Annotated in this window: 15 protein-coding genes; 4 read left to right on the top strand and 11 right to left on the bottom strand. The window is 69.1% G+C overall.

All coding sequences use genetic code 11. The features are described 5' to 3' along the window. Window positions 1-83: 83 nt before the first annotated feature. From smpB to prfB, 6 genes are all read right to left on the bottom strand, one after another. A complete protein-coding gene (smpB, locus tag ABEU20_RS16960; RefSeq protein ID WP_420165533.1) occupies window positions 84-557 on the bottom strand; it encodes an SsrA-binding protein SmpB in 474 nt (157 codons plus the stop codon). Between the two features lie 86 nt (window positions 558-643). After that, complete coding sequence (ftsX, locus tag ABEU20_RS16955) at window positions 644-1549, bottom strand: permease-like cell division protein FtsX (protein ID WP_420165532.1); 906 nt, start codon at window positions 1547-1549, stop codon at window positions 644-646. 61 nt (window positions 1550-1610) lie between these two features. Further along, window positions 1611-2300 (bottom strand): cell division ATP-binding protein FtsE, encoded by a 690-nt coding sequence (gene ftsE / locus ABEU20_RS16950; protein WP_420165531.1) that lies wholly within the window; start codon window positions 2298-2300, stop codon window positions 1611-1613. Between the two features lie 66 nt (window positions 2301-2366). Beyond that, window positions 2367-2855 carry a hypothetical protein gene (locus ABEU20_RS16945; RefSeq protein WP_420165530.1) on the bottom strand — a complete coding sequence of 163 codons (489 nt, stop codon included), beginning with the start codon at window positions 2853-2855 and terminating at the stop codon, window positions 2367-2369. Beyond that, the gene (locus ABEU20_RS16940; protein WP_420165529.1) at window positions 2852-3757 is read right to left on the bottom strand and encodes a mechanosensitive ion channel family protein; all 906 of its coding nucleotides are present in this window, start codon (window positions 3755-3757) and stop codon (window positions 2852-2854) included. Before ABEU20_RS16940 ends, ABEU20_RS16945 begins: the two co-directional genes overlap by 4 nt. Before the next feature lie 5 nt (window positions 3758-3762). Next, a complete protein-coding gene (gene prfB / locus ABEU20_RS16935) occupies window positions 3763-4866 on the bottom strand; it encodes a peptide chain release factor 2 (protein WP_420165528.1) in 1104 nt (367 codons plus the stop codon). A 118-nt stretch (window positions 4867-4984) separates the two neighbouring features. Between prfB and hisN the strand changes: the two genes are divergently transcribed. The 3 genes from hisN (at window position 4985) to ABEU20_RS16920 (ending at window position 7800) form a co-directional block, all read left to right on the top strand. Then, on the top strand, window positions 4985-5761 hold the full coding sequence (gene hisN / locus ABEU20_RS16930) for a histidinol-phosphatase (RefSeq protein WP_420165527.1): 777 nt from the start codon (window positions 4985-4987) through the stop codon (window positions 5759-5761). 149 nt (window positions 5762-5910) lie between these two features. Then, complete coding sequence (locus ABEU20_RS16925; RefSeq protein WP_420165526.1) at window positions 5911-7449, top strand: multicopper oxidase family protein; 1539 nt, start codon at window positions 5911-5913, stop codon at window positions 7447-7449. Between the two features lie 21 nt (window positions 7450-7470). Further along, a complete protein-coding gene (locus tag ABEU20_RS16920) occupies window positions 7471-7800 on the top strand; it encodes a hypothetical protein (RefSeq protein ID WP_081120589.1) in 330 nt (109 codons plus the stop codon). A gap of 11 nt (window positions 7801-7811) precedes the next feature. Here ABEU20_RS16920 and ABEU20_RS16915 read toward each other — a convergent pair whose 3' ends face one another. The 5 genes from ABEU20_RS16915 to ABEU20_RS16895 form a co-directional block, all read right to left on the bottom strand. Continuing rightward, window positions 7812-9317, bottom strand: coding sequence for a DUF4153 domain-containing protein (locus ABEU20_RS16915; protein ID WP_420165525.1), 1506 nt, complete (start codon window positions 9315-9317; stop codon window positions 7812-7814). Window positions 9318-9415: 98 nt separating this feature from the next. After that, window positions 9416-10411, bottom strand: a complete 996-nt coding sequence (locus tag ABEU20_RS16910; RefSeq protein ID WP_420165524.1) for a HAMP domain-containing sensor histidine kinase — start codon at window positions 10409-10411, stop codon at window positions 9416-9418. Then, complete coding sequence (locus ABEU20_RS16905; protein ID WP_081120592.1) at window positions 10408-11097, bottom strand: response regulator transcription factor; 690 nt, start codon at window positions 11095-11097, stop codon at window positions 10408-10410. Before ABEU20_RS16905 ends, ABEU20_RS16910 begins: the two co-directional genes overlap by 4 nt. Window positions 11098-11186: 89 nt before the next feature. Next, window positions 11187-11825 (bottom strand): response regulator transcription factor, encoded by a 639-nt coding sequence (locus tag ABEU20_RS16900; protein WP_081120593.1) that lies wholly within the window; start codon window positions 11823-11825, stop codon window positions 11187-11189. Beyond that, window positions 11822-13012: a sensor histidine kinase gene (locus ABEU20_RS16895; protein ID WP_420165523.1), complete on the bottom strand. Its 1191-nt coding sequence runs from the start codon at window positions 13010-13012 to the stop codon at window positions 11822-11824. The genes ABEU20_RS16900 and ABEU20_RS16895 overlap by 4 nt, the downstream gene beginning before the upstream one ends. A gap of 231 nt (window positions 13013-13243) precedes the next feature. On the opposite strand from ABEU20_RS16895, the gene ABEU20_RS16890 reads away from it, so the two are divergent. Further along, complete coding sequence (locus ABEU20_RS16890) at window positions 13244-14656, top strand: acyl-CoA dehydrogenase family protein (protein WP_420165522.1); 1413 nt, start codon at window positions 13244-13246, stop codon at window positions 14654-14656. Window positions 14657-14682: the final 26 nt, after the last annotated feature.

Here is a 14682-nt window from a genome sequence, read left to right as displayed (position 1 = left end):
CCGTCGCGTTCACCCCTCACGCGACGGCCACCGCTACCACCTCGACTGTCCGGACGGCGGATCCGCCGTCCACGCATCTGCGGTCAGCGCATGCCCTTGACGCGGCGCCCGATCTCGCGGGTGACCTCCCGCTCGGCGGTGCGTCGGGCCAGATCCTGACGCTTGTCGTAGTCCTGCTTGCCCTTCGCGAGCGCGAGTTCCACCTTGACCTTGCCGTCGGAGAAGTACATCGACAGCGGCACCAGCGTCTGATTGCCCTCGCGGGTCTTGCCGACCAGGTGCTCGATCTCGCGCTTGTGCAGCAGCAGCTTGCGGGTTCGGCGCGGCGCGTGGTTGGTCCACGTGCCCTGCGTGTACTCGGGGATGTGCAGTCCGCGCAGCCACACCTCGCCGTCGTCGACGGTCGCGAACGCGTCCACCAGTGACGCCTTGCCTTCGCGCAGGCTCTTCACCTCGGTACCGAGGAGCGCCACGCCGGCCTCGTAGGTGTCGATGATGGTGTAGTTGTGTCGCGCCTTGCGGTTGGTCGCGATGACCTTGCGGCCCTTCTCTTTCACGTGCGGGCCCTCACTGTCGTCGATCCGCTGTCACATTCTGGTACCACTCCAGCATAGGAGTCCCGGCAAGCCGTTTACCTATCGCGTCAGTCCCGGACGTACAGGCGCAGCGCGATGTAGGCGGTGACGGCCGCCATTCCGGCGCCGACGATCACCACGAACGGAGTCACCAGCAGCACGTCGCTGTTGGAGATCCGCGCCACGATGTTGGCGTCGTAGATGTCGCCCAGCACATCGTCGATGAACAGATTCTTCGCGGTGAACAGGCCCACGATCGCCAGCCCCGCGCCGATGAGCGAGGCGACGACGGCCTCGAGCAGGAACGGCAGCTGCGTGTACCAGCGGGTGGCGCCGACCAGTCGCATGATGCCCACCTCGGTCCGGCGGGTGAGCGCGGCGACCTGAACCATGTTGGCGATCAGGAAGATCGCGGCAATCGCCTGGACGATCGCGATCGCGAAGGCCGCGTTGCGGATGCCGCCGAGCACGCTGAACAGGCGGTCCACCAGCTCCCGCTGGTTGAGGATGCTGTCGATGCCCGGGCGCGCCGAGAACTCGGCGTTGATCAACGCGAACTGGTCGGGGTCGCTCATCTTGACCTTGAACGACGCCGGGAAGCTCTCGGCGCTGACCAGCGACGCCAGTTCCGGGTTGTCCTTGAACACGCGGTCGGTGGCGTCGGCGACGGCGTCGTCCTGATTGAGGTATTGCACCGCGACCACGCCGTCGGCGCTCTCGAGATCGTTGCGGATGCCACGGCACAGGTCCTGCGCGCAGTCCGGGTCGGCCGCCGAAATGTCCTCGGTGAGGAACAGCTGCACCTCGACACGGTCGAGGAAGATCTGCTGCGTCTTGTCGGCCATCTGCACGACGAGCAGGCCGCCGCCGAACAGTCCCAGCGAGATCGCGGTCGTGAGGATCATCGCGACGGTCATCGAGATGTTGCGGCGCAGGCCGGTGAAGACCTCGCTGAAGATGAAGCTGGCACGCATCGGGGAGGGAGTCCTTACGTCGTCTGGTCGAACGGTTCGGCTGGGGTGTGCCTGTCGGGGCCTAGCGGCCGACGGCGTACACGCCCCGCGCTTCGTCTCGGACCACGCGGCCGAGGTCGAGCTCGACGACGCGTCGGCGCATCGAGTCCACGATGTGGTGGTCGTGCGTGGCCATCAGTACCGTGGTTCCGGTGCGGTTGATCCGCTCGAGCAGCAGCATGATGTCGGCACTGGTGTCCGGGTCGAGGTTGCCGGTGGGCTCGTCCGCGAGGAGCACCAGAGGACGGTTCACGAACGCGCGAGCGATCGCGACACGCTGCTGCTCACCGCCGGACAGCTCGTTGGGCAGACGATCGGCCTTGCCGGACAGCCCGACGAGGTCGAGCACCTCGGGGACGGTCCGCTCGATCATCGACCGCGACTTGCCGATCACCTCGAGCGCGAACGCGACGTTCTGCGACACCGTCTTGCTCGGCAGCAGGCGGAAGTCCTGAAACACGTAGCCGACGCTCTGCCGCAGCTTCGGCACCTTGCGGCCCGAGAGCTTGTTGACGTGGAAGTCCGCGACGTAGATGTCGCCGGAGGTCGGCGTCTCCTCCTTGAGCAGGAGCTGCATGAACGTGCTCTTGCCGGAACCGGACGGCCCGATCAGGAACACGAACTCGCCCTTGTCGATCTCGACGCTCACCTTGTCCAGGGCGGGCCTGGTGGAGGCCTTGTAGAACTTGGAGACATCCTTGACGCTGATCACGGGAAGCCAGTCTAGCCGTTATCGAACAGTGACCTTGGGTAACGACGCGCGCCGATCGGCGACCGCTCAGCCCTGCGGTGTCGGGGCGGTGGTCGTCACCTCGTCGGATGTTCCCGACTCCGGTTCCTGCGACTGCTGCGGGAGCTGGGGCTCGGTGGTGGTCGACTTCGTCGGCGACTCCGACGAGGGCGTGTTGCGACCCTGGTTCGGCGTCGTGGTCGGGGTACCGGACTGTTGCCCACTCCGACTCGTCTCCGACGAGTTGGACGACGACGTCGCCGGGTCCTCCGTCTCCGAGGGCCGGGTGGACGTCTGGGGTGACGTCGACGCCCGCTCGCTCTGCTGCTTCTCCACCGGCGCGGGTTGCTGCCCGTCGCTCACGGCGGGCACGGGATCGGTCGTCACCGGTTCGGCCGGCGGGTTGAGGTCCGCGTTGAGCATCGCCAGGCCCAACCACAGCAGACACATCACGACGGTGGTGGTGCGCATCCTGCCGCCGAACACCCGGCGCGGGACGCGCCTCCACAGCAGCGACATCTTCTCCTGAGGGCTCACTGGTCGTCACCTCCACCCACGGCATCGGTCTCGAGTTCGGCCGCGACGGTGATCCCCGCCCGGCGCAGCGCCGTGACGACCCGGACGCGCAGCGCGCGCCCCACCTGGAACTGCTTGCCCGGCAGGGTGCGGGCGACCATACGGACGCTCACCTGGTCGACTGCGAGGCTCTCGACACCCATGACCGACGGGGTGTCGAGCAGCAGGGGCCGCAGGCTCTTGTCCTCGTACGCGTCGACACCGACGCGGTGCAGGATGTCGTTGACGCGATTGATGTCGGCGGTGGCCGGGATCGGCACGTCCACGACGGCCCGCGCCCAGTCCTTCGAGAGGTTGACGGCCTTGACGATCTGCCCGTTGGGGACCGTGATGACCTCGCCGTCGGCGTTGCGCATGCGGGTGACCCGCAGTGTCACGTCCTCGATCACGCCCTCGGCGTCCGTGCCCGAACCGGTGATCGCGATCTGCACGGTGTCGCCGAAGCCGTACTGCCGCTCGGTGATGATGAAGAAGCCGGCCAGGATGTCCTGCACCACGCGCTGCGCACCGAAGCCGAGCGCCGCACCGAGCACCGTGGCCGGGGCCACGAGGCTTCCGATGGGAAGACCCAGCTGGTTGAGCACCTTCATCGCGGTGATCACATAGATGATCGTGATCACCACCCACGTGATGACCTGTGCCACCGAGTGCCGATGCTTCGTCGCCTCGGACCGCACCAGCGCATCGCCCTGCTGGTAGTTGTCGTCGATCCGCTGCGTGATCCGGCCGCCGGCCCAGTTCACGAACCGGGCGACGATCAGCGCACCGAGGATCGTCAGCGCGATGGGCAGTCCGGTGACCTTCAGCCAATCGAGCAGACGGTCGTACGGGGTGAACGTCAGGGCGAGATGTGTGGTCTGCATACGTCCTAGGCTTGGTTTTCGCTCATCCGCCAGCGGATGCCGGCCTCGATGAATCCGTCGATCTCACCGTCGAGGACGGCGGACGGGTTGTTGACTTCGTACTCGGTGCGCAGGTCCTTGACCATCTGGTACGGGTGCAGGACGTACGAGCGCATCTGGTTACCCCACGAGCTGCCGCCGTCGCCCTTGAGGGCGTCCATCTCGGCACGCTCCTCCTGGCGCTTGCGCTCGAGCAGCTTGGCCTGCAGGACCCGCATCGCGGACACCTTGTTCTGCAGCTGCGACTTCTCGTTCTGACAGGTGACGACGATGCCGGTGGGGACGTGCGTCAGGCGAACCGCCGAGTCGGTGGTGTTGACCGACTGGCCACCCGGGCCCGACGAGCGGTAGACGTCGACGCGGACGTCGTTCTCGTCGATGTCGATGTGGTCGGTGGTCTCCACGACGGGGAGCACCTCGACCTCGGCGAACGACGTCTGACGGCGGCCCTGGTTGTCGAACGGGCTGATGCGCACCAGGCGGTGCGTGCCCATCTCGATCGACAGGGTGCCGTAGCTGTAGGGCGCCTTGACCGCGAAGGTGGCGCTCTTGATGCCGGCCTCTTCGGCGTAGGACGTGTCGTAGACCTCGACGCCGTAGCCGCGCTTCTCGGCCCAGCGGATGTACATGCGCATGAGCATCTCGGCCCAGTCCGCGGCGTCGACGCCGCCGGCGCCGGCGCGGATGTTGACGAGTGCGTCACGCTGGTCGTACTCGCCCGACAGCATCGTCTTGACTTCCATCGCCTCGATGTCGGTGCGCAGCTGCGCCCGCTCGGCGTGGGCATCGGCGACGGCGTCGGGACCCTCTTCCTCGGCGAGCTCGTAGAGCACCGCCATGTCGTCGAGGCGCGAACGCAGTTCCTCCACGCGACGCAGTTCGGCCTGCGTGTGCGACAGCTGGCTGGTGACCTGCTGCGCGTGTTCCTGGTCGTTCCACAGCTCCGGATCGGACGCCTGGTGTTCGAGTTCGTCGATGCGGCGGCGCAGCTCCTCGACGTCGAGCACCTTCTCGACCGTGGTCAGAGTGGTGTCGAGCTCGTTGAGGTCAGCGGAAACGTCAGGATGCACAGTTATCCAGGCTACCGGGTGAATCGACGGGTTCGACGTTGCACCGACCACATCCCGGTCCGCGCCCCTTCCGTCTTCGTCGTTCGGGGGCATTACCCGGTGCAGTAGCGTCGGACCGGTGACCGACCTCGAACTCGCCCTGCGTCTCGCCGACGAAGCCGACACCATCACCCGCGCGCGATTCGGAGCGTTGGATCTGCGGGTCGACTCCAAGCCCGACCTCACGCCGGTCTCCGACGCCGACCTCGCGGTGGAGCGGGCCCTGCGGGCCGTGCTGGCTCTCGAGCGCCCGGGCGACGACGTGCTCGGCGAGGAGTTCGGCGGCGACGCGAAGTTCGCGGGCCGCCAGTGGGTGATCGACCCGATCGACGGCACCAAGAACTTCGTCCGCGGGGTGCCCGTGTGGGCCAGCCTGATCGCGCTACTGGAGGACGGTGTCCCCGTCGTCGGCGTCGTGAGCGCACCCGCACTGAACCGTCGCTGGTGGGCGTCGGCCGGCGCGGGCGCGTGGGCGTCGTACGACGGTCGCGAGGCCCGCAAGCTGTCCGTGTCCGCAGTGGGCGATCTGGCGTCGTCGAGCCTGGCGTTCTCGTCGCTCTCCGGGTGGAAGGATCGCGGGATCCGCGACCGGTTCGTCGATCTCACCGACGACGTGTGGCGCATCCGCGGCTACGGCGACTTCTTCTCCTACTGCCTGCTCGCGGAGGGCGCCCTCGAGATCGCCGCCGAACCCGAGGTGTCGCTGTGGGACCTGGCGCCCCTGGACATCCTGGTGCGTGAGGCCGGCGGCCGGTTCACGAGCCTCGACGGGGCCGACGGCCCGCACGGCGGAAGTGCGGTCGCCACCAACGGTCTGCTGCACGACGAGGTCCTCGCGCGTTTGCGGTCGTGGTAACGCTCGGATAGCACGGCGCCGCGGCCCGCACAAGGCCCACGGGGAGGACTCTCCGGTCGCGCTCACCGGCCCGAGGGCGGGGGTGTGGCCGTCGCTCACCGCGAAGACTGGATCGAGGCAGCAATTCGCCGCAGTCTTCGAGGAGCACAGTGACGCACATTTCCCGCCGGTCCTTTTTGATCGGCCTCGCCGCCGTCCCGCTGGCCGCGTCCGCCGGATGCGTGGTGGCGCAGTCGAGTCCCCCCGCGCCGGGCGCCGCGCCGAGCGGGAAGTTCACGCGCACGCTCCCGATTCCACCGCTCGCGGACTCCGCGGTGGACGCGGCGGGCACCCGGCACTTCGCGCTCACGGCGGGCACCGGGAGCTCCGAGGTGTTGGCCGGAAGAACCACCGCGACATGGGGTTTCAACGGATCGATGCTGGGGCCGACCATCCGTGCCCGACGCGGTGAGACCGTCGCGTTCGCGATCGACAACGCGCTGTCCGAGCCGACCAGCGTGCACTGGCACGGCATGCACGTGCCGGCCCGGTACGACGGCGGCCCGCATCAGGCCATCGAGCCGGGCGCGCGGTGGGAGCCGACGTGGACGGTGAACCAGCCGGGCGCGACGCTGTGGTACCACCCGCACCCGCACGGCTCCACCGAGAAGCACGTCTATCGCGGGCTGGCCGGGCTGTTCCTCGTCGACGACGACGTCACCGATGCGATCGATCTCCCGAAGGACTACGGGGTGGACGACATCCCCCTGATCGTCCAGGACAAGCGTTTCACCTCCGACGGCGCACTCGACGAGTCCGACCCCACCGACGTCGGGCTGCTGGGCGACACCGTCGTCACCAACGGAATTGCGGGCGCGTACCTACCGGTGACCACCGAACTGGTCCGGCTGCGCATCCTCAACGGTTCCGGCGGCCGCACCTACAATCTGGCGTTCTCCGACGATCGCGAGTTCCGACTGGTCGCCACCGACGGTGGTCTGCTGTCCGCGCCCGCCGCGCTGCGACGGCTGCTGCTCAGCCCGGGTGAGCGCGCCGAGATCGTGGTCGCCGTGCGCGGCGGCTCCGACGTGGTGCTGCGGTCGGTGCCGGCCGACGATCGCGGAGGGTTGGACCGCACGGCCGCCACGCAGTTCGGGTTCACCGACACCCTGGACATCCTCGAGTTGCGCCCCGAACGCACCCTCGCCCCGTCGACCGCCGTGCCGTCGGTCCTCGCGCCGATCGCCCGGCTGGACCCGGCGACGGCCGTCGCGGAGCGGGACTTCGAGCTGCAGTGGTTCATGATCAACGGCGCGCAGATGGACATGAACCGCATCGACTTCTCCCCCACGGTCGACACCACCGAGATCTGGACGGTGCGCAACGCCGACAACTGGCCGCACAATTTCCACGTCCACGACGTCCAGTTCCAGGTCCTCGACATCGACGGTTCCCCGCCGCCCGCGCACCTGACCGGCTGGAAGGACACCGTCTACGCCCCGCCGGGGCGGCGGATCCGGCTGGCGCTACGTTTCACCGAGTACACCGATCCGGCCGTCCCGTACATGTTCCACTGCCATCTGTTGCTGCACGAGGACCAAGGCATGATGGGGCAGTTCCTGGTTCTGGAACCCGGCGCGTCACTGCGTCCGATGCGGATGGGTACGAGCGCGCCCACGACCACGGGACACGGTGGACACGGCAGCTAGTCAGGCGAGAGGTACAGGTGGATGACGGATCCGAACGAGGTCGACTTCGCCCACACGGACGCGGCCGACCGGAAGCGGCGCGAGAAGGCGACCGGGCTCGCCCGATACATCTGGGAGCGTGACATCAGCGGCGCCGAACTCCTCGACCTGCCGGACGCGCAGCTGCGCAAGCTGGCGCGGGAGGCGGGCGTCAATCCGCCCAGCACGCGCGAGACCTGGACGGTGGTCGCGGAACTGCTCGACGAGAAGTCGCGCTGGGCGGCCGCCCACCCCGGTCATCCGCAGGCGACACCGACACACTCCGACGAGAAGATCATGTGGATCAAGCGGCCGATCACGCCCTGGACGTGACTCCCCACCAGTCAGTTTCCGGGATCGATGCCGAAGCCGTGGTTACACGGTTCGGCCGGCCTCGCCTGCAGGATGTGCTGCGCCCGCGTCCGGGAGGCGTTGTAGTCGAACCACGCCGGCTCGTCCCGCACGTCGATGCCGCTCAGCGCGCACGACCGCACCGGTTCGGGTAGTCGGTCGAGCGCCGGCACGGCGTCGGTGGACAGGCCGCGCAGGTACCCGACGTCGATCTCGCCGGTGTCGGCGTATCGGTCCACGTTCCGCTCCGCGATGTAGCCGTCCGGATTCAGTGCGGCGAATCCGAGCAACCCGGCCGAGGCCGACACCAGCACCGCCCGCGGCAGCCACCGCACCGACATCCGGATCCCCGCCGCGATCAGCAGCACGAACACCAGACCCAGCCACAGCTCCGCCGCCATCACGCCCAGACGCAACCGGGTGAAACCGAACTCGTTCTCGTACAGTGCCATCCGATGCACCGCCGACGCGACGACGACGAGCGTCAGCAGGCACAGTGTTCCCAGCAGCAGGCGTGCCGTCACACGATCCCCCACGCTGCTCCGATCCACCTTGCGTACAGCCACGGCGACGACGAGCAGCGTCAGGACGGTCACCGCCGCGAGCTGCCAGAACCCCTGCCGCGCGTAGTTCGCGTACGTGAGACCGGCGGTGTCGCGGACGTGCCGATCGCCCCCGAACAGCACCCGTACCTGCACCGCGACGAAGCCGGCGAACAGCGCGTCGAGCAGGGCCAGGGGCACCGCCCACTCCCACCGCGCGAGCGGGCGCCCTGAGCCCGGCGCGAGGGCGTCGAATGTCGGGGGCCGCCGCCGCAGGTAGGCGGCGGCCGCCGCGGCCACCGCGACGAAGCACCCGACGAGCAGCCGACCGACGGGGTTGCTCACCCGCACCTCGGGAACCACGGAGTCGAACAGTCGACCGAACTCCGGGTCCGCGCTCACGAACAGTGAACCGAACAGCGCCACCAGCGCCACACTGATCGCCGTCACCGCGATCACCCGGCCCGGCTTCACACCGCGGCCGACGCCCAGCCTGGCTCGCCCCCGCTGCACCCAGCCGACCAGCCGTACCGGAGTGAGCCCGAGCGCCACGGGCGCGAGTGTGATCCCGGTCCACGTCCGGCCCCCGACCAGCGCGACCGATCCCACGACCCAGCTCGCCACCACGCACAGTGCGACCAGCCATTCGGCCCCACGGACGGCCGCCACCGCGAGCAGGGCGAGCGCTCCCGCGACGGCGACGAGCTGCAGCGGTGTCGGACGCGGACGCACGGTGGCGAAGGCCGTGACCGCCACCGCGGCCCCGGTCAGCAGGTACGCGATGCTCACCACGGACACCTGCAGGATCAGCGTCGCGAGCGCCCCCGCCCCGAGCGCCGCCGCCAGCGTCGCCCGCGGGGCCAGCGACGTCCGATCACGGCGCCACACGTCGCGGCGCCAATGCCACAGGCCGTCGTCCGAAGCAGTCTTCGGCGGTCTCGTCGTCGGTGCGGTCATCCTGGTCTCCTCCTCCACGCCGGCCGTCGATGGGCAGGCGTCATCGCGGGGCCGACCACGAGGGTCCGGTCCCGAAGGGATGTCGATCGTGAGCGGGTCTAGCTCTGCGGCAGCGCCACTCGGATGCAGCAGCCGCCGGACGTGTCGAGAACTTCGATGCGGCCGTCGTGCAGTTCCACGGCCCAGCGGGCGATCGCGAGCCCGAGTCCGGTCCCCCCGTCCTGCGCGCCGCCCCGCGCGAAACGTTCGAACACCCGCGAGCGGTCGGCGTCGGGTATTCCCGGTCCGTCGTCGTGTACGTCCAGGATCAAGTCGCCGGATTGCGGGTCGGCGCGCACGCGGATCCGGATCCGCACGGGCGAGTTCTGCGATCCGTGCCGTGCCGCGTTGTCGACGAGATTCGTGATCACCTGATGCAGGCGGGCGGTGTCCGCCACTGCGCGCAGCCCCGCCGGGGCGACGTCCACGTCCACCCGCAGCGACCGGCCGGGACCCGACGCCTGCGCGATCACCTCGCCCAGGAACGGCTCGATCTCGAAAGTGGCTCGCCGCAGCGGAACCGCACCTCCCTCGAGCCTGGACAGATCCAGCAGATCCGCGACCAGGCCGCCCAGTCGCTCGGTCTGTGCGAGCGCCGACATCATCGTCGAACGGTCGGCGACCGCGACGCCGTCGACCACGTTCTCGAGCACCGCCTGCAACGCTGCGATGGGTGTACGCAGTTCGTGGGAGACGTTGCCGATCAGCTCGCGGCGGTACCGATCCTCGGCCTCGAGATCCTCGGCCATCTGGTTGAACGCCGTGGCCAACTGGCCGATCTCGTCCCGCGACGTCGAGCGCACCCGGCGCGAATAGTCACCCGTCGCCATCGCTTTGGCCGCCGCGGTCATCTCCCGCAGCGGCGAGGTCATCCCGTGCGCGAGCACCTGCGTCACCACCAGCGCCGCAACGAGCGCAGACAGGAGTGCGAACCGGAACTGCCACTGCGACGTGAGCCAGAACGTCAGCGACGCGAGCAGCAGCGACGCGACCACCAGCAGCCCGGTCTTGACCTTGAAGGAACGGAACGGGTCGAGCGGACGCGGCCAGCTCATCTCGGCACCTCCAACGCGTAGCCGACACCGTGCACCGTGCGGATCAGTTCCCCACCGAGCTTGCGCCGCAACGCCTTCACGTGAGAGTCCACGGTTCGGCTACTGGCCGCGTCACCCCAGCCCCACACCTGCTCGAGCAGGGTTTCACGCGCGATCGCCGCCCGCGGCCGGGACGCCAGGTGCACCAACAGGTCGAACTCGGTGCGGGTGAGATGGACCTCGGCTCCCGCGACCCGGACCAGGCGGGCGCTCACGTCGACGGACACCTCGCCGAGAACCAGCAGATCGGCGTCCACGGCGCGGTCGGCGCGACGCAGCAACGCCGAGACCCGCGCGACCAGAACCCGCATGCTGAACGGCTTGCTCAGGTAGTCGTCGGCGCCCACCCCGAGCCCGATCACCATGTCCGTCTCGTCGGCCCGCGCGGTCAACATCAGCACCGGGACGGGCCGGGACGCCTGGATGCGCCTGCACACCTCGAGTCCGTCGAAGCCGGGCAACATCACGTCCAGCACGACCAGATCGGCGCCGAACGCCTCACATTCCGAGACGGCGGTCGGTCCGTCGAACGCGACCCGCACGTCGTACCCCTCGGCGCGCAGCCGCGCGGCGATGGACTCGGAGATCGTGCGTTCGTCGTCGACGACGAGGACTCGGCGCTGGCTGACTCGATCGGGCTTGGTCACGCACTCGACTGTATGGGGCGGTTATGGGGATGCCCGGCAGGAGTTGTGAAGGTTGTGTGCACGTTTCGAATCGTCACGGACGAGACGCCTCAGCCGCGTTTGTGCGAGTAGACCGCGAGCCGCACCCGGTTACCGCAGCCGGTCTTGTCCATCAGATTCGCAACGTGCGTCTTCACGGTGGTCACGCCCAGATGCAGGCGGTCGGCGATCTCCTGGTTGCCCAGCCCCTCACCGACGAGGGCCAGCACGTCCTGCTCACGCGCGGTGAGTGACACCGCGTCGGCGGCGGCCGTCTCGCCGCCGGGACCCGACGCCACGGCGCGGTCGACGAGTCGTCGCAGAAGGGCAGGTGAGAAGAGCAGGTCCCCGTCGACGGTCCGGCGGATCGCGTTCAACAGGTCGGTGGGCGCGGTGTCCTTGACGAGGAAGCCCGTCGCCCCGGCAGCCAGCGCGGGATAGAGATGATCGTCGTCGTCGAAAGTGGTGAGCACCAGCACCTTCACGCCGGATCCCGAACCGACGATCCGGCGGGTCGCCTCGATGCCGTCCAGGCCCGGCATCCGCAGGTCCATCAGGACGACGTCCGGTGAGAGTTCGGCCGCCTGACGGATCGCCTGTTCGCCGTCGGCGGCCTCACCGACCACCTCGAGGTCTTCGGTCGATTCGCACAGCATCCGCAGACCCGCGCGCACGAGTCGCTGATCGTCGACGATCAGAAGCCGAATCATCGGTCCCCGTCCTCGCTCGTCAACCCCGGTTCGGGGCCGAGTTCGGGGATCCAGGCGTCGACGACCCATCCCCGGCCGGTCGCGCCGGCCTCGAGTCGGCCGCCGACGAGATCCACCCGCTCCGCCATCCCGATGATGCCGTGCCCCGTCTGACTCGAACCGTCGCCGTGTCCGGCGCTCTCGATCCGCACCCGGACGCCGTGGCCGCCGCGCTCAACTGTCACTGCGGTGTTGCCGTGGGGATCACCGTGCTTCATCACGTTGGTCAACGACTCCTGGACCACCCGCAGAAGCGTCAGCCGGCCGATCGTGTCGAGTCCGTCCAGATCCGGGTCGACGTCGGCGGTGACGTCGAATCCGGCCGCACGGGTCCGCTCGATCGCCGACGCGATCTCGATCGGCACCGCATCCGACTCGACGAGGGCGACCTCCCCGAGCGCCGGATCGCGCAGCGCGACCAGCAGTCGACGGATGTCGGTCAGCGCGTCGGAGGCCGTCCGGTGCACGTCGTCGAGCACCTCCAGCACCCGCGGGTCGGCGTCCGCCGTCACGTGCCGGGCAACGCCGATCCGCAACACGATGGACGCCATGTGATGGGCGACGAGGTCGTGCAGCTCACGCGCCACGGCGCTGCGTTCGGCCGCCCTGGTCTGCAACTCGGCTGCCGCCCTGCGAGATTCGGCCTCGGCGGCCCGCGCCCGGTACGTGGCCGCGAGGTCACGCTGCGCGCGCAGGTAGAGTCCCAGCAGCAGCGGCAGTCCCACATAGGCCACCGTCGAGACCAGCGTCGCCGCCCGCCAGAAGCTCTCGGAGGTCTCGAACCACAGTCCCACCAGCACCGCTCCGGCCCAGCACAGGGCTGCCACCACGATCGCCGCGGTGCGGTGGGTGCGCATCGCCAACTCGGCGAGCGCGACCGCACCGAGGTACGGCACCGACCCGGACAGGCCCCACGCATCCGCGGCGAACATCGGCACCGCCAACGCCGACGTCGCGATCGACGCGGCAAACGGCCGACGGTCGGCCACCACGAAGACCGCCGCGGCCGTCATCGCCAGCGCCCAGTAGCTCCACGGGACGTGGTATCGACCGGGGAAGGTGCTCGCGACGAGCATCAACGGCACCAGGACCACCGGCGCCCAGCGCACCAGCAATCCCACGTCGACGCGCGAGCGGATATCGATCACAGCCTCAACCGTAGGCGGGCTCCCCGGCCGCCACCTCCTCCCCGAGGAGGAGACCGCCCCTCTCGCGTTTTGCGCACTTATCGCGCTCGGCGCGCCTCGAATCGCGCGACAAGTGCGCAAAACGCGGGAGCGGGATGTCCGTATCGTGATGCTCGTCACTTTCGAGATTGACTCGACTTCGTTTCTTACTCCAGAGTAAGGTAGGGGCGTCCGAGACCGCACCTCCGAGAAATGGTCATCATGAGCAAGCAAGACGTTGTGAAGACGAACGGCGCCAAGCGTGAGCCCCGCGACACCTCGGCGGTCGGCCTGAACCCGGTCAAGCGGGACGCGATGGGCGCCGCCATGCGCGTGCTGACCCGGATCACCGGGTCCGACCTGGCCCAGAAGTACAACCTGCGGCAGGTCATCGACCGCGTCACCTACGAGGGCACCAAGACCGGCTTCAAGACGCTCGGAGCCGCGACCCGCACGTTCAACCGGGTCTCCGGAAACGGTGCGCCCAAGCGCCTGCCCGACGGCGCCCCCAAGAACGCCGGCTACTTCGACCTGACGCCGGACGACGAGCAGAAGATGATCGTCGAGACGGTCCGCGAGTTCTCGGCCGAAATCCTGCGTCCGGCCGCGTACGACGCCGACGAGGCCGCCGCCGCCCCCGCCGACCTGCTGAAGCGCTCCGCCGAACTCGGCATCACGCTCATCAACATCCCCGAGGAGTTCGAGGGGGTGGCGTCCGAGCGCGGCGCGGTCACCAATTCGCTGGTCGCCGAGGCCCTCGCGCACGGCGACATGGGTCTGGCGCTGCCGATCCTCGCGCCCAGCGGCGTGGCCGTCGCTCTCACGCAGTGGGGCACGGACGCGCAGCAGAAGACGTACCTGCCCGCGTTCGCCGGCGAGAACGTGCCCGCCGCAGCCGTCGTGGTGAGTGAGCCCCGCGCGCTGTTCGACCCGTTCGCGCTGCAGACCAAGGCCGTCCGCTCCCCCAGCGGCTACAAGCTCAACGGCGTCAAGAGCCTCGTCCCCGCGGCGGGTTCGGCCGAATTGTTCATCGTCGCCGCCGAACTCGACGGCCGTCCGGCGTTCTTCATCGTCGAGTCCGACACCAAGGGCCTCGTCGTCGAGGCGGATCCGAGCATGGGTCTGCGCGCCGCCGGTCTGGGCCGCCTGGTCCTCACCGATGTCGCGGTGCCCGAGTCCGCGATCCTCGGTGACGGCGACGCCGACCAGCGTGCCCGCGAATACGCCGACGCGGTCCGGCTCGCGCGGCTGGGCTGGGCGTCGCTCGCGGTCGGCACCAGCCAGGCCGTACTGGACTACGTGATCCCCTACGCCAACGAGCGGGAGGCCTTCGGCGAGCCGATCAGCCACCGGCAGGCGGTGGCGTTCATGATCGCGAACATCGCGATCGAGCTGGACAGCATGCGTCTGGTGACACTGCGGGGCGCATCCCGTGCGGAGCAGGGGCTGTCGTTCGCGCGTGAGGCCGCGCTGGCCCGAAAGCTCGCCTCGGACAAGGGCATGCAGATCGGTCTGGACGGCGTCCAGCTGCTCGGCGGCCACGGCTTCACCAAGGAGCACCCGGTGGAGCGCTGGTACCGCGACCTGCGAGCCATCGGCGTGGCCGAGGGCATCGTCCTCATCTGACGCCGACCCGATTCGTTTACAGGAGA

Source organism: Rhodococcus parequi, from assembly GCF_046042785.1.
Taxonomy (GTDB): domain Bacteria; phylum Actinomycetota; class Actinomycetes; order Mycobacteriales; family Mycobacteriaceae; genus Prescottella; species Prescottella parequi.
The sequence above is the reverse complement of the archived record's forward strand: the minus strand, read 5'-3'. Positions and strand labels throughout refer to the sequence as shown.